General features: G+C 73.6%; 8 protein-coding genes. 4 read left to right on the forward strand and 4 right to left on the reverse strand.

The annotated features are described in order from the left end of the window. Nucleotides 1–4 precede the first annotated feature (4 nt). Both Aau02nite_RS19440 and Aau02nite_RS19445 read left to right on the forward strand, forming a co-directional pair. Nucleotides 5–325 (forward strand): hypothetical protein, encoded by a 321-nt coding sequence (locus Aau02nite_RS19440; protein ID WP_212989919.1) that lies wholly within the window; start codon nucleotides 5–7, stop codon nucleotides 323–325. Between the two features lie 22 nt (nucleotides 326–347). Next, the gene (locus Aau02nite_RS19445; RefSeq protein WP_212989920.1) at nucleotides 348–701 is read left to right on the forward strand and encodes a hypothetical protein; all 354 of its coding nucleotides are present in this window, start codon (nucleotides 348–350) and stop codon (nucleotides 699–701) included. Nucleotides 702–714: 13 nt separating this feature from the next. On the opposite strand, the gene Aau02nite_RS19450 is transcribed toward Aau02nite_RS19445, so the two are convergent. Genes Aau02nite_RS19450 through panD form a run of 3 tightly spaced genes read right to left on the reverse strand, consistent with a single transcriptional unit; the run spans nucleotide 715 to nucleotide 2,005 of the window. Further along, nucleotides 715–1,155 carry a hypothetical protein gene (locus Aau02nite_RS19450; protein ID WP_212989921.1) on the reverse strand — a complete coding sequence of 147 codons (441 nt, stop codon included), beginning with the start codon at nucleotides 1,153–1,155 and terminating at the stop codon, nucleotides 715–717. Between the two features lie 57 nt (nucleotides 1,156–1,212). Continuing rightward, entirely contained in the window at nucleotides 1,213–1,551 is a 339-nt protein-coding gene (locus tag Aau02nite_RS19455) for a hypothetical protein (protein ID WP_212989951.1), read from the reverse strand. A 34-nt stretch (nucleotides 1,552–1,585) separates the two neighbouring features. Further along, nucleotides 1,586–2,005: an aspartate 1-decarboxylase gene (gene panD, locus Aau02nite_RS19460; RefSeq protein WP_212989922.1), complete on the reverse strand. Its 420-nt coding sequence runs from the start codon at nucleotides 2,003–2,005 to the stop codon at nucleotides 1,586–1,588. Between the two features lie 112 nt (nucleotides 2,006–2,117). Here panD and Aau02nite_RS19465 point away from each other — a divergent pair, with 112 nt between their 5' ends. Both Aau02nite_RS19465 and Aau02nite_RS19470 read left to right on the forward strand, forming a co-directional pair. Continuing rightward, the gene (locus Aau02nite_RS19465) at nucleotides 2,118–3,134 is read left to right on the forward strand and encodes an ABC transporter substrate-binding protein (protein WP_212989923.1); all 1,017 of its coding nucleotides are present in this window, start codon (nucleotides 2,118–2,120) and stop codon (nucleotides 3,132–3,134) included. 83 nt (nucleotides 3,135–3,217) lie between these two features. Beyond that, nucleotides 3,218–3,976 (forward strand): hypothetical protein, encoded by a 759-nt coding sequence (locus Aau02nite_RS19470; protein ID WP_212989924.1) that lies wholly within the window; start codon nucleotides 3,218–3,220, stop codon nucleotides 3,974–3,976. Here Aau02nite_RS19470 and Aau02nite_RS19475 read toward each other — a convergent pair. Then, nucleotides 3,969–24,893: a non-ribosomal peptide synthetase gene (locus tag Aau02nite_RS19475; protein WP_212989925.1), complete on the reverse strand. Its 20,925-nt coding sequence runs from the start codon at nucleotides 24,891–24,893 to the stop codon at nucleotides 3,969–3,971. The genes Aau02nite_RS19470 and Aau02nite_RS19475 overlap by 8 nt on opposite strands. Nucleotides 24,894–25,020: the final 127 nt, after the last annotated feature.

Genomic DNA, 25,020 nt, shown 5'->3' on the forward strand with positions numbered 1-25,020 from the left:
GGCCGTGACCGACGACTGGCCCCTCGCCCTGCGCACCGCTCTTCGGCGCGGCCGGCTCATCGTCGCCGAGGTGCCCGCCGCGGCAGCAGGCCGCCGCGCCTGGGTCGCGGTCTACCCGCTGCCCGAGGGCGCCTTCACCGTGCTGCACCGGGAGTTCGACAACACCTACATCGACAACGACTGGTGCTTCGGACCTGACGACGGCATGACCGAGGCGCGGAGCGCGCGGGCCGGCGACGAGGGCCGCCTGGGCCGGATCCTCCGGGAGTGGGGCGTCTCCCCGGACCAGCTCACCTACGCGCACCGCACCGACTACCCGGTCTGACGAAGGTCGCTACGGTTCGGGCATGCAGAATGTGCCTCCTGGCCCGCGAACGGACCGTCGCCGGGATCTGGCCGGGTGGTTGCTGACGCCGCTGATGACGCTGGTGCTCGGGCCGGCGGTGGCGGCGTCCGTGGGGCTGCTGATGGTGCTGTGGGGCGGCCTGGGCGAAGTTCCCGAGGTGTGCGCGGAGACGGTGGCCGACAACCGGTGCGAGGAGATCTCCCTCGAGATGGTCAGTCAGCACATTGCCGTCTTCGGGGTGCTGTGGCTGGCGCTGTGGTTGCTGCCGTGGTGGCGGGAACTGCGCGGGGTCCGGACCGGGATCGCGGTGCTGGCGTGCGTGGTGCTCGTGGCCGCGCCGCTGCGGATGAACTAGGAGTCGCGTCCGGTCACTGAAGACAGTGCACCCAGACGACCAGCTGGGTGGTCCAGGGGCCTTCTCCGCCGACCGTAAGAACGCCCAGCTCGACCCGCCGGCCGTACGCCCCGGCGGCCAGACAGGACGGCCGGTCGCCCTGATGGTCCTGGCCGGCCGCGTCGGTCCACGGCACGTCGGGGACCACCGGGATGCCTTCGCCCATACCGGGGCCCGCGTAGTCACGGCCGTCGAATCTGAACGCGATGGCCTGCACATCCCCCTGATCGGACACGGCCGCGACCCCGCTGACCGTTCCCTGCACGATGTCGGGGACGCCCCTGTCGTGGGTCAGGTACGAGGTCGCCGCCGCACCGACGAGCAGGCCGGCCGTCAGTGCCAACAGGAGGGGCAGTCTCGAGCGCCGGACCGCCACCCCGGGGACCGCGGCCGAGGGCAGCGCGGAATCAGTCATGGCGCGAGCGTAGAGATCGGGCCTGGAGCTCGCTGCCCGCAGATCCGCCGCTGTGTGTCAGTCGGCGTAGTCGGCGGGGTTGAAGACGCGGGCGGTCAGGGGCTCCGGGACCGCCGCGATGCCGGGGCCGCCCGCGTCCAGCCAGGCGGCCACCGCGCCGACCAGGGTGTCGTCGAGGACGTCGCCCAGGTGGACCAGGCGGGCGCCGGCTCGGCGGGCGGCGGGGGTCGGGTGCACCACGACCACGTTCGAGCGTTCGCAGACTCGCAGGCACTCGCTCACGCGTACCCGATGTCTGTCACCCACCGCGCCGCGGATCGCCTCCAGCTGGGCGTCGTGGTCGGTTTCCGGATGCTTGTCGGCGCTGCCGCAGCAGCAGTCCCGGCAGATCGTCAGCGCGCCCATCGCAGTGCCCCCGGTCCCGCCGGCCTCAGTGGACCAGGACCTTGCCGGAGATCTGGTCGTCCGCGCCGGGGACCGGCGCCGAGGGGTCCGAGCCGATCTCGATCAGCTGGTTCTGCGCGTTGACGTGCGCGACGCGCGGCACGTAGTCGGCCCGCTCGCGCTCGTCGACCTGCTTGAACGACATGATGATGATCAGGTCGCCGACCGAGACGAGCCGGGCGGCCGCGCCGTTGATGCCGATCACTCCGGAGCCCGCCGGACCCTCGATGACGTACGTCACCAGCCGCGCGCCGTTGTCGATGTCGACCACCTGGACCTGCTCGCCCTCGACCAGGTCGGCCGCGTCCATCAGGGTCTTGTCGATCGTGATCGAGCCCACGTAGTGCAGGTCAGCCTGGGTCACGGTGGCGCGGTGGATCTTGCCGCCGAGCAGGGTCCGCTGCATGTGTCGTCCTCCTGGGGTGGATGAGGCCCGCGAGGGGGTCGTCGCGGAAGCAAAGTTAGCCTAGCCTAACCTCATCAGTGATCCAACGCCCCCTCAGCAAGGAGTCCCATAGATGAACCGCCGCCTGGGCGGCTGGCGACGCGCCCTCACCGCCGTCGCCGCCGGTCTGCTCGCCGCCACCACCATCACCGCCTGCGGGTCCGAAGAGGACGGTGCCGCCGCGCCCGCCGCTTCGGGCTCGGCCGCCGCCGCTTTCCCGGTCAGCATCGAGCACAAGTTCGGCTCCACCACGATCGAGAAGCAGCCCGAGCGGGTCGTCACCGTCGGCTGGAACGACCAGGACCCGGTGCTGGCCCTGGGCGTGGTGCCGGTGAGCACCCGCGAATGGTTCACCGAGTACCCGGCGTACCCGTGGGTCAAGGAGGCGCTGGCCGGCAAGCCGCTGACCACGTTCTCGGCGGAGATCAACTTCGAGGCGATCATCAAGCAGCAGCCGGACCTGATCCTGGCGATCTACGAGACGATCAACAAGGAGACCTACGACAAGCTCTCCCAGATCGCCCCGACGGTGATCCAGTCGAAGGACTACGCCGACGAGCAGACCCCGTGGGACGTGCAGACGCTGACGACGGGCAAGGCGCTCGGCATGTCGAGCGAGGCCCAGGCACTGGTGGCCAAGGTGAACGCGAAGATCGACGAGGCGAAGGCGGCGAACCCGCAGTTCGCCGGCAAGACCCTGGTGGTGGACTTCGGCCCGGAGAAGGGCCAGCACTGGCTGATCCCGGCCAAGGACCCGCGGCGGGCCCTGTTCGACGCGCTGGGCTTCGCGGCGCAGACCGAGTCGGAGGACGTCAGCGAGGAGCGGCTGGACCTGCTGGACCGGGACGTCCTCTTCGTGAACGGCGCGACGAAGAAGGACATGCTGGCCTCGCCGGCCTTCAGCCGGTTGACGGTGGCTACCGAGGACCGGGCGTTGTACACGTCGTTCTCGACGCCGCTGGGTGGGGCCTTGGCTTACAGCGGGCCCAATGCGTTGCTGTATGCGCTGGAGGTGCTGGTGCCGCAGCTCAAGAACGCTACTGACGGGGACCCGGCGACCAAGGTCGAGGACCTGTCGAACGCAGCCTGACCTGAGATATCTGCAGCGGAAGGGCGACCGGGCAACCGGTCGCCCTTTTCCTCGGAGTGGTCCGATACTGCAACGATCACCTCGTGACGGGTGATGCGGTGGTGCGGGAGGTCGGGCGGCCCAAGGTCTTCTGGTGGCAGGTGTTGCGGGTCGCCTTCGTGCTCGGCTGGGTGGCCTGGGCCGCCCTCACCTGGTGGGTCTCGCCCCGCGAGGGCACCCTCGATGACGCGCGGGCTGATCTGACCGCCGGGCGGGTCACCACGTACGAGTGGGGTCGCGGCTGGTCCGACGCCACCGGGTTGTTCAGTCCCGGGCGGCCGCAGCTCGAATCCGCCGACACCGATGGGCCCGTTTTCCTCTGGAACACCGGCGACGGGCGGCAGCACTACATCACCGTCCCCGGCGGCGTGCCGGCTGACGTGGTGGATCCCGCTGCTCAGCCGCGGTCGGTCACCCCCGAGGGCGAGTCGCTCGCGGCGGCACTGCGGGTCTTCCACGCCCACGACGGGCCGGAAGCCTGGCCGGTCGGCACCTTGATCTCCGGGTTGAGCCTGGCCGGGGTCATCCTGTTCCTCTGGGCGCTCGTGTCCGCCTCGGCACCGCCGGCCGGCGGGACCCGGTGGTTCTGGTTCTGGTTGGTCGGTACGGCGCCGCTCGGGCTCGGGCTGCTGTGGTGGCTGACCCGGGAACGACCGTGGTCGTCCCGGGCCCCCGTACGGGAGAAGCGGTTCAAGTGGTGGGCCGGGATCGGCTTCGGCTTCCTTGCCACCTTGGTGCTCAGCCTCGTGCTCTGGGGGCTGCACAGCCTGCTCGGTGACGCCCTGGTGCCGCGGGTCAGCTGAGCCGCAGCCGACTCGCCAGCAGCGGGCCCAGCAGCTCCAGGGTGGCCGGATCCAGCAGTTCCGAGTGCCGGACCGCCAGTTCGTGCACCTCCATCGCGCCTGTCACGGATTCCCATGGCGGCGCCCCCGGACCGGTGAAGCCCTGTTCGGGCACCGTCGCCTCGACGTAGCACACCGTGCCGGGGTAGAGCGGGTACTCCGCTCCGGCCATCAACCGGTCCGCCTCGAGGTAGTTCGCGAGCACCAGCGCGATCTGCTCGTCCGTCAGCGCCGCCACGCCGCCGCCCGCCGCCCGGACGAAGGTGACCGCTTCGGGCAGGGTGAGGTCGGCGTTGCTGACTTCGTACCCCATCTCGGTGAGCAGGGCCGCGACTGTCGACGGCGCTTGCGCGGCGTCCCGGCGGGCGTCGAGCATGCCGACGAAGTCGACCGTGCGGCCGCGCGCGGTGAGCGTGGCCGCCACGCAGAGCGCGAGCGCCCCGCCGAAGGACCAGCCGAGGAGCCGGATCGGGCCGTCCGGCCGGTGGGCGTCCACGAGGTCGGCGTAAGTCGAAGCCAGTTCCGTGAGCGTCGGAGGGAGCGTGCCGCCGGAGAGCAGCGGGCTCTGCAGGCCGATCAGGGGCAGGTCCGCCGGCAGGTGCCGCTTCAGGCCGGCGAACTGCCAGGCCAGCCCGCTCGCCGGGGCCAGGCAGAACAGCGGCGGGAGGCCGGCGCCCACCTGCAGCGTCAGCACCGGGTCGAGAGCGTCCCCGGCCGGTGCGTCGTCGGCCAGCAGGCGGGCCACGCCCGCGACGGTGGGCGCGGTGAAGAGCCGGGCCACCGGTACGTCCACAGCCAGCTCCCGCCGCAGCGCCGTGGCCAGCCGCACGAGCAGCAACGAATGCGCGCCGAGCGCGAAGAAGTCGTCGTGCACCCCGACCTCGGCCACCCCGAGCACCTCGGACACGATGCGGGACACCGTGGCTTCCAGGCGGGAGCGTGGCGCGGTGCCACCGGACGACACCTCGAGGTCCGGTAGCGCGGCGCGGTCCACCTTGCCGTTCGGAGTCAGCGGCAGCGCGTCCAGCACATGACACACCGCCGGGACCATGTAGGCCGGCAGCGCGTCGTCCCAGAGCCCGGCCGGCACCGTGCCGCCGGTCGTCGTCAGGTACGCCACCAGGCGCTCGCCGCGGGCCACCACGACGGCGCGGGTCACGTCCGGGTGGGCCAGCGCGACCGCCTCGATCTCGCCCAGCTCGATCCGGAAGCCGCGCACCTTGACCTGGTGGTCGGTGCGGCCCAGGTAGACCAGCCGGCCGTCGCGCCGGACGGCCAGGTCACCGGTCCGATAGAGGCGTTGCCCGCCGGGGGCGGCGACGAAGCGGGACGCGGTGAGCGCCGGCCGCCCCAGGTAGCCCCGGGTGACCTGGGCGCCGCCGAGGTACAGCTCCCCCACCACGCCCGGCGGCACCGGCTGGAGCCGCTCGTCGAGCACGTGCGCGCCGGTGCCGGGCAAGGGCTTGCCGATGCTGCCGTCCCAGTCCGCCGTGACCTCGTCGCGGGTGGCCCAGACCGTGACCTCGGTCGGGCCGTACAGGTTGACCACGGCCGCCGCCCGGGCGACCAGGTCCGCAGCGAGCGAGACCGGCAGAGCCTCGCCGCCGACCAGCGCGCGCACCCCCCGCAGGTCCACATCGGAGGACTCGAGGAGGGCGGCCCAGAGCGAGGGCGTCGCCTGCATCGCCGTGACCCGCTGCTCGCGCAGCAGTTCGGCCAGCAGCAGCGGGTCGCGGACCTGGGCGGACGAGGCCAGCACGATGGTGCCGCCGGCCAGCAGCGGGCCCATCAGCTCCAGCACGGAGATGTCGAAGGACAGCGTCGTCACCGCCAGCAGACGATCCTCGGCCTCCAGCGGTACGGCGGCCAGGAACGCCCCCAGCTCCCCGTGGGTGACCACGACCCCCTTGGGCCGTCCGGTCGATCCGGAGGTGTAGATGACGTACGCGGCCTGCGAGGGCTGGACCGTCACCGTTTCAAAGGTGGCGGCAGGAGCAGCACCCACGCTGAGAGTCGGCACACCCTCGAACTCGGTGTCACCGATGACGGCAGCCGGTTGAGCGTCGGCGACCATGAAGGCCAACCGGGCCGTCGGGAAGGCCGGGTCCAGCGGCAGATAGGCGGCGCCCGCCTTGGCCACGCCGAGCACTGCCACCACCAGCTCGGCCGAGCGCGGCAGGTTGATGCCGACGATGCTCTCCGGGCCGATGCCCCGGGCGGCGAGCAGCGCAGCGACCGCGTCCGAGGCCCGGTCCAGCTCGGCGTAGCTCCAGCTGACGCCGTCCGCAACGAGCGCCTCACCGGCGTGCCGGGCCAGCGCGGTGAACCAGGGCGGGGTATCCGACGGCACCCACGCTTCGGCGGCAAGCTCGCGACGGTCGGCAACCGTGAGCAACGGCGCCGTACCGACTGGTTGCCCCGGATCCGCGGCGAAGGCCGTCAGCAGGTTGGTGAGCCGCTCCAGCAGCCGCTCGGCCGTCTCCGGACGGAAGCGCCCCGCGTCGTACTCCAGGCTCACCTCGACCCCGTCCGGGCCGCCGTCGATGAAGGTGACGTTCAGGTCGACCTTGGGGTCCGCCGCCACCTCCGGGGCCGGCAGCACCGGCAGTCCCAGCACCGGACCGCCGTCCGCCGGCCGGTGGAAGTAGCCGATCATCGCCTGGAACAGCGGATTGCGTCCCGCCGCCCGGGGCGGGTTCACCAGCTCCACGACCTGTTGGAACGGCACCCCGGCATGTTCGAACGCGGCCAGGTCGGCGGCCCGTACGCGGCGCAGCAGCTCGGCGAACGTCGGCTCGCCGGACAGGTCGGTGCGCAGCACGATCGTGTTGACGAAGAAGCCGACCAGGTCGTCCAGGGCAGCGTCGCCCCGCCCGGAGGTGGGGCTGCCGATCGGCACATCGGTGCCCGCCCCGTGCCGGGACAACAGCACAGCCAGCGTGGCGTGCAGCGCCATGAACAGGCTGGCCGACCCGGCGCGGGCGATCTCCCGCAGCGGGTCGATCAGCGTGGCGGGCAGGGCGGCACTGACCAGCCCGGCCGTCGTGCGGGCCGGGCTGCGCGGGGCGTCGGCGGGCAGGGTGATCTCGTCCGGCAGCCCGCGCAGGGCCGTACGCCAGAAGTCCAGCTCGGCCGGGTCCTCCTGAAGGGACAGTGCGTAGTCGGCGTACTGCACGGGCAGCGGGGTGAAGGCGGGTGCGTGGCCTTCGAGGCGGGCCAGGTACGCCGTGCTCAGGTCGCGCAGCAGCGGGCCGTCGGACCACTCGTCCATCGCGATGTGGTGCAGCACCAGCGCCAGCACCGAGCTGTCGCCCTCGTCGATCACGGCGGCCCGGATCGGCAGGTCGGCGGCGAGGTCGAAGGGCCGGGCGACCAGCTCGCCCACCGGCACGCCGACCGATACCGGCACGGTGGCGGGGGGTTCGGCGATGTGCTGGGCTGCGCCGGATATCAGTGTGCGCAGCACCTCGTGCCGGGCCACCACGTCGGCCAGGGCGAGCGACAGCGCGGGCACGTCGATCCGGCCGGCCAGGCGCAGCACCAGCGGATAGTTGTAGGCGCTGGAGCCGGGGTCGATCTGGTCGAGCAGCCAGAGCCGCTGCTGCGCCGGGGACAGCGGCAGCACCTCCGGCCGGGGCCGCGCGGTCAGGGCGGCCTGCGCCGGGCCGGCGGTGGCCCGGACCAGCCGTTCGGGGGTACGGGCATCGAACAGCACCCGCAGCGACAGGTCCCCACCCAGCTCGGTGCGGATCCGGCCGAGCAGTCGCAGCGCGGTCAGCGAGTGCCCGCCCGCGTCGAAGAAGTCGTCCTCGACCCCGAACGACGGCAGGCCCAGCACCTCGGCGCACAGCTCGCAGAGCCGCCGCTCCCGGTCGTCGGCGGGCGGCCTCGACCCGGTGGCGACCGGGGTGGGTACGGGCAGCGCGGCAGTGTCGAGCTTGCCGTTGACGGTCAGCGGCAGCACGTCCACGACGGCGTACAGCGACGGGACCATGTAGGACGGCAGGCGCTCGGCCAGGGCGGCCTTCACCTCGGCGGGTGTGGCCGTACCGACCAGGTAGGCGTGCAGCGCCCCGTCGCGGGCCAGCACCGCGGACTGCCGGACGCCGGGCACCGCGGAGACGGCCGTCTCCACCTCGCCCAGTTCGATCCGGTAGCCGCGGATCTTCACCTGGTCGTCGGTGCGGCCGAGGAAGTCCAGGTTGCCGTCGGCCCGTTCGCGGACCAGGTCGCCGGTGCGGTAGAGCCGGCTGCCGTCGGGTCCGGCCACGAAGCGGGAGGCGGTCAGGCCCGGCCGGTTGAGGTAGCCACGGGCCAGGCCGGCACCGGCGATGTAGAGCTCGCCCGCGACGCCGGGCGGGACCGGTCGCAGCCAGGCATCGAGGACGTGGCCGGTGGTGTTCCAGATCGGCCGGCCGACGGTGGCGGTGACGCTGTCCTCCGTACCCCCGCCCAGGGTGTTGATCGTGTATTCGGTCGGGCCGTAGAGGTTGTAGCCGGTCACACCCTCGGTGTCGCGCAGGACCGCCCACAGCTTCTCGGAGACGGCCTCGCCGCCGAGCAGCACCAGGCACGGCCGGTGCCCGCTGTCGAGCAGCCCCTCGTCCAGCAGCGCCTGCGCGTACGTCGGGGTCAGGTTGACCACGTCGACCCGGTGGGCGGCGCAGTAGGCGACCAGGGCCCGGCCGTCGCGGCGCAGTTCCTCGTCGGCGACGTGCACGTGATGGCCCTCGACCAGCCAGAGCAGTTCCTCCCAGGACATGTCGAAGGAGAAGCTGACGGTGTGCGCGATGGTCAGCACCCGGTCGCCGGCCGCCGCCACGGTCGGCGCGAAGATCGCCTCCCGGTGGTTGAGCTGCATGTTGGTCAGCCCCCGGTACGGCGTCACGACCCCCTTCGGCCGCCCGGTGGACCCGGAGGTGTAGATGACGTACGCGGGCCGGTCCAGCCGTCCGGGCGTACCCGGGGCGAAGTCGGCCCGCCACGGCTCGCCGACCTCCTCGTACAGCCCGGCCAGCGACTCCAGCACGACCAGCGGCCGGGCGTCGTCGATCATGTCCTGGCGGCGTTCGGCCGGCAGGTCCAGGTCCAGCGGCAGGTACGCGGCCCCGGCCCGCAGCACCGCGAACAGCGCCACGACCATGTCGATGCCGCGCGGCAGGGCGAGCCCGACGATCGTCTCCGGGCCGGCACCCAGCGACCGCAGTCCCCGGGCCACGGCACTGACCCGGCCGTCCAGCTCGGCGTAGCTCAGCGTCACGCCGTCGTGGGTCAGCGCGGCCCGGGTGGGCGTACGGGCGGCCTGCTCGGCGAGCATCTCGGCGATGGTCACGTCGGGGATCCCGGCGGTGTGGCCGGGCAGGGCCGGCGCCCCGGACAGCGGCACCGCGGCCACCGGCGCGCCGGCGTCCAGGGTGTGCAGCACCTCGGCGAACCGGTCGAGCAGGGACCGGGCCTCGGCCTCGGCGACCACGTCGGAGCGGTACTCCAGGCGTACCCGCAGCTGCCGTCCCGGGGTGACCACCCAGGTCAGCGGGTAGTGGGTGGCGTCCACGGCCTCGATGTCGACGATGCCGTGCTCGGTCTCCAGGTCGGTGAACGTGTCGTCGTCGAGGAAGTTCTGCAGCACGTACAGACTGTCGAAGAGCGGGCCGCGCCCGGCCGCGCGCTGGATGTCGCCCAGGCCCAGGTATTCGTGCGGCATCAGCTCGATGCGCTCGGCCTGCACCCGCCGCAGGACGTCGCTGACCGGCTCGGCGGCGGCGAAGGTGACGCGCTGCGGCACGGTGTTGAGGAAGACGCCGACGACCTCCTCGATGCCGTCCAGTTCGGTGGGACGCCCCGCGACCGTGGTGCCGAAAGTGGCCTCGGTGCGGCCGGAGGCATGCCCGAGCACGAGGCCCAGCGCGGTGCTCAGCACGGCGTTGAGGGTGACCCCGGCCGCGCGGGCCTGCTCGGCCAGCCGGGCGGTCTGAGCCTCGGTGAACTGCACGCCGAGGCTGGTGGCCAGGACCGGCTGGGTGCCGGCGGCCGCCGGGTAGAGGATCGTCGGCTCGCCCAGCCGCTCGGCCCAGGCGCGCTCGGACGCCTCCTTGTCCTGCCGGGCCAGCCAGCTCAGATAGTCGGTGAAACCGGCGCGTGGCCCGGGCACCGGCCGGCCCGCGTACGCGCCGAAGAGGTCCCGCAGCACCAGCTCGCGGGACCAGCCGTCCCAGAGCAGCAGGTGGTAGGTGAACAGCAGCCGGTCCCGTCCGCCGGGCCGCCGCACCACGGTGAGCCGGGCCAGCGGCGGCCGGGCCAGGTCGAACGGCCGGGTCCGGTCGGCCGCCACGACCTCGGCCAGGCCGGCCTCGTCGTCGAGCTCGATCACCGCGACCGTGGCCGGCACGTCGGTGCCGAGGATGGCCACCGGCTGCTCGCGGCCCTCGTCGGTGAAGGCCAGCCGGGTGGCCGGGTGCGCGCGCAGCACCGCGGCGAAGGCCCGTTCCAGGGCGGGCACGTCGATCCGGTAGTTCACGTCGAAGGCGTTCTGCGCCAGGTAGACGTCCGCGTCCCCGGCCAGTTTGGCCTGGAAGAACAGCCCGTCCTGCAACGGCGACAGCGGCCATTGCTGCTCGGCCGGGGACAGCGCCGCCGCCCAGCCGCCCGCGATGGCCCGGGTGGCATCCAGCCCCAGCCCTTCGTCCGCGTAGGTCAGCACCGCGTGCAGCTCCTGGCCGCGGATCCAGACGTTGACTTCCAACAGGTACGGCGTGACCTCGTCGAGTCGTACCTTGATGTCCTCGTCCGCGGGCGACCAGTCCGTGGTTTCCTCGGTGAAGCGCCCCAGGTAGTTGAAGAGCACCTGCGGAGTGCCGAGCCGGGCCAGCGCCGCCGCTGACCGCGGGTTGACGTACCGCAGAAGGCCGAAGCCCAGGCCGTCGCCGGCGGGTTCGGTGGCGGGCAGGCGGACCGGGGCGATGGAGGTGAACCAGCCGACCGTCCGGGACAGGTCGGCATCACCGAGCGGCTCGCGGCCGTGGCGTTCCAGGTCGACCACGAGGTCGGCCTCGGCACCTCGCCACTGGTTGACCGCGGTGTGCAGCGCGGCGAGCAGCTTGCCGGTGACATCACCGCTGAGCAGGGCCGGGTCCACCGGGATGCGGACCTCGTGGTCGCGGGTCGGGCCGCCCGGAAGCGCCTCCGGTACGAGTTCGCCCCCCGGCGCGAGGGCACGCTGCCAGGCCGGGAACTCGGCCAGGCGAGACGCGCTACCTGCCTCCTCGGTGAGCAGTCGCGCAAACGTGCGAAGCGAAGTGCCGACCGGGTCGAGGGTGCGTCCCTCGTAAGCCTGGCGCAGGTCCTCGGTGAGGATGTGCCAGGAGACGCCGTCCACTACCAGGTGGTGGGCGACCAGCAGCAGACGGCCCTGGGCGTCCGGTCCGCCGTCGAAGAAGACCGCTTCGAGGACCCGCCCGGCGTCCGGGTCGAGCCGGGCGACGGCGTCCTCGGCCGCCTGCTTGATGACGGCGGGGTCGATGCCGTCCACTGTGGTCAGGGTGACCCCGCCGGTCGCGGTGACCTCCTGGGACCAGAGCATCGGTGCCGGGCGGCTCAGCCGCAGGCGCAGCGCGTCGTGCCTTTCCACCACAGCATCCAGCGCTTGCTGCAGGCGGGCCGCGGTCGCGCCGGGCGGTGTGCGCAGCAGGTCGGACTGGTGCACGCGGCTGACATCGCCGCCCAGCTCGGCCAGCCGGTGCACGATCGGCAGCAGCGCCACCTCACCGACGCCGTCGCTCGGCGCGGCCACCGGGGCGGGCTTCGTGTCGGTGGCGGCGAGCGCCGCGGGGGTGCGCTTGACGAAGACGTCGCGCGGGGAGATCCGTACGCCGCTGCGCTTGGCCCGGTTGACCAGCTGGATGGCGACGATGCTGTCCCCGCCGAGGGCGAAGAAGTCACCGTCGGCCGGCACCGGCACACCGAGCACCTCGGCGAACAGCTCCCGCAGCGTGGTGACCGCGGCCGGCTCGTCAGCGGCGGCCGGCACTGCCCGGGTCTCGGCGACCGGCGCCGGCAGGGCGTCGCGGTCGAGCTTGCCGTTGACGGTCAGCGGCAGCGCGTCCAGCGTCACGAACGCCGCCGGGACCATGTAGTCGGGCAGGGTCGTGGCGAGGTGCGCGCGGATCGCGTCGGCGTCCGGCCGGGTGCCGGCCCGGGCGACCAGGTAGGCGACCAGCCGGCCGTCCCGCACGATCACGGTCGCGTCCGAGACCCCGCCCAGCGCCAGCAGCGCCGCGGTGATCTCGCCCAGCTCGATGCGGTAGCCGCGGATCTTCACCTGGTGGTCGGAGCGGCCCAGGTAGACCAGCTCGCCGTCCTCCCAGCGGGCGAGGTCACCCGAGCGGTAGAGCCGGCCCGGCCCGAACGGGTTGGCCACGAACCGGGACGCGGTCAGCGCCGGCCGGTCCAGGTAGCCGCGGGCGAGCTGGTCACCGGCCACGTACATCTCGCCGGTCACGCCCTCGGGCACCGGCTGCAGGTACGCGTCCAGCACGTGCACGGTCAGGCCGGGCAGGGCGGCGCCGATGACGCTGGGCCGGCTGACGTCGTCCGGGTGCAGGGCGCGGAACGAGACGTGCACGGTGGTCTCGGTGATGCCGTACATGTTGACCAGTTGCGGGGTGGTGTTGCGGGCGTACCAGGCGACCAGGCGGGACAGGTCCAGCGCCTCGCCGCCGAAGACGACGTAGCGCAGCGGCAGCCGGTCCGGCTCGGCCGCGTCCGCCTCGATCAGCGGGTAGAACGCGGACGGCGTCTGGTTGAGGACGGTGACGCCCTCGTCGCGCAGCAGGCTGCGGAAGCGCTGCGGGTCCCGGGCCACGTCGTGCGGGACGACGACCAGCCGGCCGCCGTACAGCAGCGGGCCCCACAGCTCCCAGACCGAGAAGTCGAAGGCGTACGAGTGGAACATCGTCCACACGTCGTCCGGGCCGAAGCCGAAGTGCCGCTCGGCCGCGGCGAACAGCGCCAGCACGTCGCGGTGGGTCACCACGACACCCTTGGGCTTGCCGGTCGAGCCGGAGGTGTAGATGACGTACGCCGCGTTCGCGCCGTTCAGGGCCACCTGCGGGCGGGTGTCCGGGCGGCCCGGCGCGTCGACCGGCACACCGCCGTCGCCGATCAGGCAGACCGGTGCCGCGTCGGCCAGGATGTACTCCTGCCGGGCGGCCGGTGCGCCCAGGTCCACCGGCACGTAGCAGCCACCGGCCTTGATCACGGCGAGCAGCGCCACGATCAGGTCGGCGCCGCGGGGCAGCGCGACGGCGACCCGGGCCTCCGGGCCCACGCCGCGGGCGATCAGCTCATGGGCCAGCCGGTTCGAGCGGGCCTCCAGACCGGCGTAGGTCAGCGTGCTGTCCCCGGCGGTCACCGCGACGGCGTCCGGGCGGTCCAGGCACAGGTCGAGGGTGGTGTCGCTGACCTCGACGGTCTCGCCGCCGGTGGCCGTCGCGCCCAGGTCCAGGGTGGACACCGGCCGGTCGATCCCGTCGGCGAACTGGTCCAGGATCCGGTGCACGAGACCGGCCAGCCGTTCCGCGGTCGCGGCCCCGATCGCGGCGTCGTACTTGATCTCCAGCGTCAGGTCGTCGCCGGGGAAGGCGACCAGCGACACCGGGTAGTGCGGGGAGTCCGTACCCGTGAAGCCGCGTACGCCGAGGCCCTCGGCGTCGCCGCCCTCGACGGCCGGGAAGTTCTCCACCACCACCATCGAGTCGAACAGCTCCCGGACGCCGGCCAGCCGGTTCAGCTCGGCCAGGCCGACCTGCTGCACGTCGAGCACGTCGGTCTGCTGCTCCTGCAGGCGGCGCAGCACGTCGCCGAGCGGCTCGTCCGGCCGCCAGGCCATCGGCACCGGCACGGTGTTGATGAGCAGCCCGACGATGGTCTCCACGCCGCTGAGGTCGCCGCCGCGGCCGGAGACCGTGGAGCCGAACACCACGCGGTCACGGCCCCGCAGCCGGCCGAGCAGCAGTCCCCAGGCGCCGTGCACCAGCGTGCTGACGGTGACGCCGTGCGTCCGGGCGACCTCGGCCAGCTCGCGGCTGCGGGTGAAGACCGCGAACGCGCTGTCGTGGTGCGACACCGTGGTCAGGTCCGGGTAGAGGGTGGTCGGTTCGGCGTCGGCCAGGGCGGAGGCCCAGGCGGCGCGGGCGGCCTCACGGTCGCGGGTGACGACGGACTCCACGTGATCGCGGAAGGTGGCGACCGGGGCCGGCCGCTCCCGCCCGTGGTACGCCGCCACCACGTCGGAGAACACCAGCGGGTACGACCAGCCGTCGGCCAGGATGTGGTGCATCGTCTCGACCAGCCGGTGCTCGGTGGCGCTGAGCGAGACCAGCGCGTACCGCAGCACCGGGGCCTGGGCCAGGTCGAACGGCTGGGCCAGCTCGGCCGCCGCGATCTCGGCCAGGCGCTCGGGGCTGTCCGCCACGTACTCCCGCCACGGCACCTGCACGTCGGCGCTGATCACCTGCACGATGCGCCCGTCGCGCAGCTCACGGAACGAGGCCCGCAACGCGTCGTGGCGGCGGACGGCGGCCTCGACCGCGCGGCGCAGGCGGGCCGGGTCGACCTGCCCGGTCAGCTCGGCGATCTGCTGCACCGCGTACGTGTCCACCTCGGAGGTCACCGAGTGGAAGTACATGCCCTCCTGCAACGGCAGCAGCGGCAGCACGTCGGTGGCGTCGGCGAACGCGTCCACGTCGTCCTGGGTCAGCGTGACCAGCGGGAAGTCCGACAGTGTGTGCCCGGCGAGGTCGGCGGCGGCCAGCTCACGCAGGGCGGCCATCCACTGCTCGCCCAGCGCGATGACCCGCTCCTCACCGAGGATGCCGGCCGGCCAGGACAGCGTCGCGGTGAAGACGTCGCCGGTGGCGTGCGCGTTGATCTCCAGCGGCATCGCCGGGTTGGCCGGGTCCACGCCCTCGCGCAGCGGCGCGGCGGGACTCCAGTCACCCCCGCCCTCGGCGCCGAAGCGGCCCAGGTAGTTGAACAGGATCTGCGGCGCCGGGCCGAGGTCCTCGTCGTGCAGCCAGCGCAGGTGGCCGTACCCGATGCCGTCGGCCGGCACCGCCCGCAGCTGCTCCTTGATCGCGCGGGCCGCGGCGGCGACGTCGCCGTCCGGGCCGGGGTCGAGCCGCACCGGGTGGATGGCGGTGAACCAGCCGACCGTGCGGGACAGGTCGAGGTCGCCGGTACGGCCGTGGCCCTCCAGGCTGACCAGCACCGGGGCATCCAGCCCGCGCCAGCGGTTGACCGCGACGGCCAGGCCGGTGAGCAGCACGTCGTTGACACCGCCGTACATGGCGGCCGGGACGGTCGACAGCAGCGGCACAGTCACGTCGGCGGGCAGGCTCACGGTGATCGAGCGGACCGTGGCGGCGGTGTCGACGGCCGGGTCCACCGGCCGGTCGCCCAGATCGGGGCCGGGGTCGGCCAGGGTCGCGCGCCAGAAGCCGGCCTGGTCCGAGTAGTCGGCCCCGGTGGCGGCGAAGGTGCGGAACGACGCACCGACCTCGTCCAGCGCGACCGGGCGGCCGGCCCGGACGTCGGCCCAGGCGCGGGCCAGGTCGCCGGTGATGATCCGCCAGGAGACGCCGTCGATGACCAGGTGGTGGATGACCAGCGTCAGCTTGCGGCCGGTCCAGACCGCTTGCAGCATGATCCCGCGGCTCGGGTCCAGCCGCCGGATCGCCTCGTCCTCGTCGGGGGCGAAGAGTCCGCCGGCCCGCAGGCCGGGCGGCGGCACGTGCAGGGTGCCGTCGAACGTGGCCCGGAGCAGGTCGTGCCGGTCCAGCAGCGCCTGCAGGACGGTCTCCAGCTGCGCGCGGGTCAGTGCGGCCGGGGTGTGCCAGGCCATCGACTGGTAGAAGTGGCCCAGCGGGGTGGCCGACTTCACGGTCTCGGCCAGCATCGGGGTCAGCACGATGTCGCCGAGGCCGCTGTCGGTGCGGACCTCCACGGTCGTCGCGGGCAGCGCGGCGGCGAGCGCCTGGACGGTACGGCGGCGGAACACGTCCCGCGGCGTGACGGGCAGACCGGCCTTGCGGGCCCGGCCGGCGACCGCGATCGACGAGATGCTGTCGCCACCGATGGCGAAGAAGTCGTCGTCGATGCCGACCTGCGGCAGGCCGAGCACGTCGGCGTAGAGGCCGCAGAGCAGGCTCTCCCGCTCGTCCCGCGGGCCACGGGCGGCCGACAGGACCGGGGCGCCCGGGGGCAGCGCGGCGGCGTCGAGCTTGCCGTTGACGGTCAGCGGCAGGGCGGCCACGACGGCGTACAGCGACGGGACCATGTAGGACGGCAGGCGTTCGGTGAGGGCCGCGCGGACCTCGGCCGGCTCGACCGGGCCGACCAGGTAGGCGACCAGCTTGCCGTCGCGGGCCAGCACGGCGGCCTGGCGGACGCCCGGCACGGCGGCGACCGCGCTCTCCACGTCACCGAGCTCGATCCGGTAACCGCGGATCTTCACCTGGTCGTCGCTGCGGCCCAGGAAGTCCAGGTTGCCGTCCGGGCGCTCGCGGACCAGGTCGCCGGTGCGGTAGAGGCGGGTGCCGTCCGGCCCGGCGACGAAGCGAGTGGCGGTCAGGCCGGGCGCGTGCAGGTAGCCGCGGGCCAGGCCGGCGCCGGCGATGTAGAGCTCGCCGACCACGCCGGGCGGAACGGGACGCAGCCAGGTGTCCAGCACGTGGCCGCGGGTGTTGAAGATGGGCCTGCCGACCGTGGGGGTGGTGCTGTCGGCCGTACCCGCGCCCAGGGTGTTGATCGTGTATTCGGTGGGGCCGTACAGGTTGTAGCCGGTCGGGCCGTCCGGGTCGCTGAGTCGGGACCAGACCGCCTCGGTGACGGCCTCGCCGCCCAGCAGCACCAGCCACATCCGGTGCCCGTCGAGCAGGCCCTCGGCGAACAGGTGGTGCGCGTACGTCGGGGTCACGTTGATGACGTCGATCCCGCGCGAGTGGCAGTACGCGACCAGCGCGGTCGCGTCCCGCCGCAGCTCCTCGTCGCAGACGTGCACCTCGTGCCCCTCGACCAGCCAGAGCAGTTCCTCCCAGGACATGTCGAAGGAGAAGCTCACCGTGTGCGCGATCCGCAGCCGCTCGACGCCGGCCGCCCGGGCCCGCGCCACGGTCGGGTCGAAGATCTCGGCCCGGTGGTTGAGCTGCATGTTCGTCAGCCCCCGGTACGGCGTGACGACACCCTTGGGCTTGCCGGTGGAACCGGAGGTGTAGATGACGTACGCCGGCCGGTCGAGCCGGTCGCCGGTGAAGTCCGGGTGGGTCACCGGCCCCTCGTCGCGGGCCAGGCCGTCCAGCGAGGTCAGCACCAGCAGCGGCCGGGCGTCGTCGATCATCTGCTGCCGCCGCTCGGCCGGCAGGTCCAGATCGAGCGGCAGGTACGCCGCCCCGGCCCGCAGCACGGCGAACAGCGCGACGACCATGTCCACCCCGCGCGGCAGCGCCAGCGCGACGATCTGCTCCGGCCCGGCACCCCGGGCGACCAGCCCGCGGGCGACGGCGTCGATACGGGCGTCCAGCTCGGCGTAGGTGAGCTGCTGCTCGCCCGCGACCAGCGCGACCGCCGCGGGGGTGCGCCGGGCCTGGGCCGCCAGCATCTCGGCGATGGTCTCGTCGGGGATCTCCGCGGTCCGGCCGGCCGGATAGTCCGCCGCGCTCAGCGGCACCGCACCGGCGGGCACGTCGAGCCCGTCGGCCAGCGTACGCAGCACGGCGATCAGCGAGTCCACCATGGACTTCGCGGTGGCCCCGGTGACGACGTCCGGGCGGTACTCGAGCTTGATCCGCAGGTTGGCGCCCGGGGTGAGCACCCAGGTCAGCGGGTAGTGCGTGGTGTCGGTGTACTCGACGTCGACGATGCCCTGGGCGGCCTCCAGGTCGGCGAAGGTGTCGTCGGCGAGGAAGTTCTGCAGCACGTACAGGGTGTCGAAGAGCTGGTCGTGGCCGGCTGCGCGCTGGATGTCGCCGAGGCCGAGGTACTCGTGCGGGGCCAGGTCGAGCCGGTCCTGCTGGGCCCGGCGGGCCAGCTCGACGACCGGCGTGCCACCGGTGGCGGCGACCCGGGCCGGCACGGTGTTGAGGAACAGGCCGATGACGTTCTCGATGCCGGGCAGGTCGGTCGGGCGTCCGGCGACGGTGGTGCCGAAGGTGACGTCGCCGCGGCCGGTGCGGTGACCCAGCACCAGGCCCAGGGCGGCGGTGAGCACCGAGTTCAGGGTGACGCCGGCCCGGCGGGCCTGCTCGTTGAGCCGGGTGGTGACGCCGGTGGGCAGCGCGGCCAGGATGCGGTCGGAGAGCACCGGTTCGCGTCCGACGGCCTCCGGCACGACGATGGTCGGCTCCCCCAGCACCGACTTCCAGGCGGCGGCCGAGGCGGTGGTGTCCTGCCCGGCGATCCAGGCCAGATAGTCGGTGAAGCCCGGGCCGTCGAGCGGCAGGGCCCCGCGGGTGCCGCGCGAGTCGTACAGGGCGAACAGCTCGCGCAGCACCAGCTCACGCGACCAGCCGTCCCAGAGCAAGAAGTGGCAGGTCAGCAGCAGCCGGTCGGTACCGTCCGGCTTGCGCACGACGGTGAGCCGGATCAGCGGGGGCGCGGTCAGGTCGAACGGGCGCTCCCGGTCCTCGGCGGCGATCTGCTCCGGGTCGCCGTCGAGCACCGTGACGACCGCGGGCACATCCGGGTTGACGGTCTGCAGTGGGCGCGGGTCACCGGTGAAGCTGACCCGCAGGGTCGGGTGCCGGTCGAGCAGCGCGGCGAAGGCCAGCTCCAGGGCCGGCACGTCGATGCGCCGGTCCAGATCGAAGACGTTCTGCGCGATGTAGGTGCTGGCGCCGTCGGAGAACGTGGCCTGGTAGTAGACGCCCTGCTGCAGCGGCGAGAGCTCCCAGACCTCGGCGGCGGACGCGGGGCCCGGCTCGGCAACCGGCTCCTCGCCGGTGGCGGCGATCGCGGCGGCGGTCCGGGTACGGAAGATGTCCTGGGTGGTGAGCACGATCCCGTCCCGGGCCAGCAGGTTGACGAGGCGGATGGCGGTGATGCTGTCCCCGCCGGCGGCGAAGAAGTCGTCGTGCACGCCGACCGACTCGACCCCGAGCACACTCGCCAGGCGCTCGCAGACCACGGCCTCGCGCGGCGTGCGCGGCGGGGCGGACCCGGCGGCCGCGGGGTCGGGCAGCGCGCGCCTGTCCCGCTTGCCGTTGGGCAGCAGCGGTACGGCGTCCAGCACGGTCACCGTCGCGGGCACCAGATACGCCGGCAGTTCCTCCCGCAGGGTCGCGAGCAGACCCTGCGGGTCAAGGTCCTCGCCGACCACATAGGCATGCAGGCTCTTGCGGTTGCGCGCGACCGCCACCGCCTCGCGGACCCCCAGGCGGCGCAGCAGCGCCGCCTCCACCTCGGCCAGCTCCACCCGGTGCCCGTTGACCTTGACCTGGTCGTCGTTACGGCCCAGGAACTCCACGGTGTCACCGAGCCAGCGGCCCAGGTCGCCGGTGCGGTAGAGCCGCTCGCCGGGCGTGAACGGGTCGGCCACGAACCGGGCCGCCGTCGCCCCGCCCTGGCCCCGGTAGCCACGGGCCAGCTGGACGCCGCCGACGTACAGCTCACCGACCGCGCCGGGCGCGACCGGCTCGAGGGCGGCATCGAGCAGGTAGATCCGCATCCCGGGCACGGCCCGGCCCAGGGTGACCGGCTCTCCCGGGGTGACCACCCCGGCGAGCACGTCGCCGGTGTTCTCCGAGGCGCCGTAGGAGTTGACGACCGTGGCGCCGGGCGAGGCCGCCACCAGCGCGGCGACCGTATCCGCGTCCAGGGCCTCACCGCTGGTGATCCACCGGTGCAGCCCGCGGACCTGGTCCGGGGCGGTCTCGGCCAGGGCGGCGGCCAGGCTCGGCACGGCGAGCAGCTGGGTCGCGCCGGACTCGGCGACGAGCCGGGCCAGGGCCGCGCCGTCGGCCGCCGCGGTCTCGTCCGCGACGACGACGGTGGCCCCGGCGACCAGCCCGCCGAGCAGTTCGGTGGTGCCGTCGATGAAGCTCATCGAGCTCTTCGCCACCCGCACCTCGCCGTCCCAGGCGTCGCGGGCCCAGGCCAGCCGGTTGGCCAGGCCGGCGTGGGTGCCGACGACGGCCTTGGGCCGCCCGGTGGAACCGGAGGTGTAGACCACCGACGCGGCGTCGTCCCCTTCCAGCGTCACAGCCGGCGCAGCGCCACGAGCGGTCCGGACCCGGACGGTCGGCAGATCGTGCGGGGGCAGCGTCCGCGCGCTCGGGTCGTCGACGAGCACGCAGACGGGCGCCGCGTCCTCCAGCATGAATTCGATGCGGGCGGCCGGATAGCCCGGGTCCACCGGCAGGTACGCGGCCCCGGCGCGCAGCACGCCGAGCAGCGCGACCGGCAACTCGGCAGTGCGCCGGGTGGCGACCGCGACGACGTCGCCGCGACGCACTCCGGCCGCGTGCAGAGCGCCCGCCACCTCGCCCGCGCGGGACCACAGCTCGGCGTAGGTGAGCTCCACCGCGCCACCCCGCACGGCGGTCCGGGCCGGGTCGACGGCCGCGATCATGTCGGGCACGGTGCCGGTGGCCGGCGCGGGCGCCCCGAGACCCAGGGCCAGCGCGGCCGCCCGCTGATCGGCGGAGAGCAGGTCGAGGGCGGCGACCGGGCGGGACGCGTCGGCGGCGATCGCCGTCAGTACCCGCACGTACTGCTCCAGCAGCAGCTCCGCGGTTGCCGGGGCGAGGCGGTGGGTGAGGTCGACGGCGATGGTGTCGCCCGGCCTGACCATCAGCGTGACCGGGTAGTGCGGCGCCTCGATCACGCGCATCCCGGCGATCCGCAGGTCCCCGTCCGAGGGTGCGGCCGCGGCCGGGTAGTTCTCGACCACGACCAGGGTGTCGAACAGCTCGGGCAGACCCACCCGGCGCTGAACCTCGGCCAGCGCGGTCTGCTCGTGCTCGACCACCTCACGCTGGCTCGCCGCGAAACCACGCAGCACGTCGGCGAGGCTGTCGGCGCCGGTCCAGCGGACCCGGGCCGGCACGGTGTTGATCAGCAGGCCGGCGATCCCGTCGATGCCGGGCAGCTCGCCGCCGCGGCCGGAGACCGTCGAGCCGAAGACCACGTCGGTGCGGCCGGTCACCCGGCCGACGAGCACACCCCAGGCGGCGGCGAGCACGTTGCTGGCGGTGATCCCGTACGCGCGGGCGACGGCCTGCACACCGGTGCCGTCGACGGTCACCGAGAGGCGGGCGGCGGGGGCGCCGGCGCCGGGGGCCAGCAGAGTCGGCTCGTCCACGCCGTCGAGCAGGCGCGCGAAGGCGTCCGGGTCGCCGGTGCCGCGGTGGGCCAGGAAGTCGCGGTAGGCCGGGGCGGGCGGCAGGGGCTGGCCGGCGTACCGGGCGAGCAGGTCGTTGAGGATCAGCGGGACGGACCAGCCGTCGGCCACGATGTGGTGCACGGTCTGCACCAGCACGTGCCGGTCGGCCGCCAGCCGGACCAGCGCGTAGCGCATGCCGGGCGGGCGGGCCAGGTCGAAGGGCTGCGCGCGCTCGGCGGCGGCCACGGTGTCGACGTCATCGGTGACCACCAGCCGCCACGGCAGCTCGGGGCGGGGGCCGACGACGGCCACCACCTCGCCGTCGCCGACCGGGCGGAACGCGGCGCCCAGGTTGGGATACCGGTCGAAGAGCTCCCCGGCGGCGCGGCGCAGCCGTTCCTCGTCCAGCGGCCCGTCCAGCTCGATGAGCTGCTGCACCACGTACGGGTCGGCGCCGGGCGCATAGGTGGCGTGGAAGTAGAGGCCGGCCTGCAGCGGGGTCAACGGCAGCACGTCGGTCACGTCCGCACCGAGCGCGTCCACATCGGCCTGGCTCAGGCCCACCAGGGGGAAGTCTGACGGCGTGTGCCCGCTGATGCCGGGGTCAGCGGCGATCGCGGTGAGCAGCTCGACCCAGCGACCGGCGATCTCCTGGACCCGCGCCCTGGTCAGCACGCCGCCGGCCCAGCTGAAGGTGGCGGAGAGCGCGGTGTCGACGGTGACGGCGTTGACCTCCAGCGCCCGCGGCAACGGCATGCGCGGGTCTCGCCGCTCGACCACTTCCTCGTCCGCCCCGAACCGGCCCAGGTAGTTGAAGAGCACCTGCGGCTGCACGGCGAGCTCCGGCCGGGGCGCCAGATACCGCAGACCGCCGTAGGACAGGCCGTTCGCCGGCACCGCACGCAGCTGCTCCTTGACCGCCTTCACCGCGGCCGCGAGGGAGAGCCCGGTGACGTCCAGCCGGACCGGGAAGAGCGTGGTGAACCAGCCGAAGGTGCGGGACAGGTCCAGGTCGACCACGTCCTCCTCGCGGCCGTGCCCCTCCAGCTCCAGCAGCAACGGCGCGTCCGGGGAGAGCGCCAGCGCCAGGGCGGCCACGAGCGCGTCGTTGACGCCGCCGTGGATGGCCGCGGGCACGGTGCTGAGCAGCCGCTCGGTGACGCCGGGCGGCAGCGTGACGGTCAGCGTCTCCTCGGTGGCCACGGTGTCCCGGGCCGGGTCCAGCGCCCGGCTGCCGAGCAACGGCACCGGCTCGGCCGCCACCGTCGCCCAGTGCGCCTCGTCGGCACTGAAGTCCGCTCCGGACAGAGCCGTGGCCCACTGCCGGTACGAGGTCGGCGCGGGCGCGATCGGCAGCCCGGTCCGCAGATCCTCGGCCAGCACGCGCAGCGAGACCCCGTCCACGACGACGTGGTGTACAGCCACGATGAGCTGCCGGGCCTGCTCCTGGTAGGAGAAGGCCACCATCCGGTCGGTGCTCAGGCGCGCAGCGGTCGCGTCCAGGTCCTCGCCGACCCGGACGACGTCGCCGGCAGTGACCGACCCGGCCGGGGCGACGGTCAGCACCGCGCCGTCGAGCGAGGCGCGCAACACGTCGTGCGCGGCCAGCAGCCCGTCCACCAGCTCGTACAGCTCCGGCAGCGTCAGGCCCTCCGGCATGGGCAGCGTGACGGCCTGGAAGAAGCCGTCGGTGGCCGAACCGACCTCGTCCAGCCAGGCGACGATCGGCGTCGGCGGGACCGGCCCGGCCCGGTCCACGGTGGTGGCCTCGGGCTCGGCCGCGGAGGCCACGACCAGGGCGAGCGCGGCCGGCGTGGGGTGGGCGAACAGGTCCCGGGCGCGCAGCGTGAAGCCGGCCCGCCGAGCCGCGCGGACGGCCCCGATGGCGACGATGCTGTCCCCGCCGAGCGCGAAGAAGTCGTCCTCGGCGCCGACGGTGTCCAGGCCCAGCACGGTGGCGAAGACCTCGCAGAGGGCGGCCTCGGTGGGCGTACGCGGCGCCCGGGAGGACGGTCCGGCCAGGACGGGTGCCGGCAGCGCGCGCCGGTCCACCTTGCCGTTGGCGGTCAGCGGGAACGCGTCGAGCAGCACGAACGCGGACGGGACCATGTACTCCGGGAGCCGGTCCGCGCACCAGCCGCGCAGCTCGTCCGGGGTCACGGGGGTGGTCGTGACGGCGTACCCGATCAGGTGCCGGTCGTGCACGACCACGACGGCCTGGCGCACCGCCGGATGCGTCGCGGCGATCGCCTCGACCTCCTCCAGCTCGAGCCGCATGCCGCGGATCTTGACCTGGTTGTCGGCCCGGCCGACGAACTCCAGAGTCCCGTCGCCGTGCCACCGGGCCAGGTCACCGGTGCGGTACATCCGCTCGCCCGCCGCACCGAAGGGATTGGCGACGAACCGGGCGCCGGTCAGCGCGGGCGCGTTGACGTAGCCGCGGCCCAGCAGGAAGCCGGCGGCGTAGAGCTCGCCGGTGACGCCGACGCCGACCGGGTTCAGCTCGTCGTCGAGGACGTAGAGCTGGGTGTGCGGGTTGGGCCGGCCGATCGAGGTGGCGATCCGCTCGGCCGAGTCGCGGTAGATCACGTGCGAGACGCCGATGGTGGCCTCGGCGGGACCGTAGCCGTGGTAGAGCGTGGTGCTGAGCTGGGCGCGGAACCGGTCGAACAGTTCCGGGGTGAGGACCTCGCCGCCGCACCAGACGTGCTTGAGGCCGTCCAGCAGGTGGGTGCCGCGGGCCAGCTGCAGCAGGACGTCCAGCATGGACGAGACCAGGTAGACGAAGGTCACACCCTCGGTGGCGATCAGGTCGAGCAGATACTGCGGATCGCGCTCCCCGCCGGGCTCGGCCACCACCACGTAGCCGCCGGAGACCAGCGGCAGCAGGATCTCGTTGACGCTGATGTCGAAGGACAGCGGGGCCTTGAACAGCGAGGCGTCGCCCGGGCCGAAGTGCAGCACGTGCTCGACCTGCCAGCGCAGCCGCTCGGCGATGGCCTCGTGCCGGATCATCGCGCCCTTCGGCGTGCCGGTCGAGCCCGAGGTGAAGATGACGTAGGCCAGCTGCCCGGGCGCCACGGGGATTCCCGGGTCCCCGGCCACGCCCGGCGGCAGGTCGGTCAGCACGAGCCGGGCCCGGGCCTCGGCCAGCACCTGCTCGCGGCGCTGCGCCGGCCAGGCGGGGTCCACCGGGACGAACGCGCCCCCGGCGACCATGACACCGAGGACGGCGATGACCATGTCGGCGGACCGCGGCATCCCGATGCCGACGACGTCCTCGGCCCGGACGCCCTGCTCACGCAGGTGCCGCGCGACCGCGAAGACCCGGCCGCTCAGCTCCCGGTAGGTGAGCCGGGTCTCCCCGGCGACCAGGGCCAGGGCATCGGGGGTACGCCGGGCCTGCGCGACGAAATCAGCGACCGCCGTCGAAGTCGTCTCCGGACGGGTGTGGTTGTTCCACCGCGCGAGAAGCTCCTCGACACCCTGCAGCCCTGCCGTCATCTGTCCCGCACCTCCGATGTGGAACGCCCCGAGGGCGCGCGTCACCGACGCGGGATTAGGTTAGCCTAACCTCCGGCTCCGGTGGTCCGCGGCCGGGTGACGCCGGCGACCAGAAAGCCCCGCAGGG

It is taken from the genome of Actinoplanes auranticolor (assembly GCF_018332655.1).
Lineage (GTDB): Bacteria > Actinomycetota > Actinomycetes > Mycobacteriales > Micromonosporaceae > Actinoplanes > Actinoplanes auranticolor.

Coding starts and splice junctions, on each gene's coding strand:
- Aau02nite_RS19445 (WP_212989920.1), top strand. CDS start 348: ATGCAGAATGTGCCTCCTGGCCCGCGAACGGACCGTCGCCGGGATCTG.
- Aau02nite_RS19450 (WP_212989921.1), bottom strand. CDS start 1,155: ATGACTGATTCCGCGCTGCCCTCGGCCGCGGTCCCCGGGGTGGCGGTC.
- panD (WP_212989922.1), bottom strand. CDS start 2,005: ATGCAGCGGACCCTGCTCGGCGGCAAGATCCACCGCGCCACCGTGACC.
- Aau02nite_RS19465 (WP_212989923.1), top strand. CDS start 2,118: ATGAACCGCCGCCTGGGCGGCTGGCGACGCGCCCTCACCGCCGTCGCC.
- Aau02nite_RS19475 (WP_212989925.1), bottom strand. CDS start 24,893: ATGACGGCAGGGCTGCAGGGTGTCGAGGAGCTTCTCGCGCGGTGGAAC.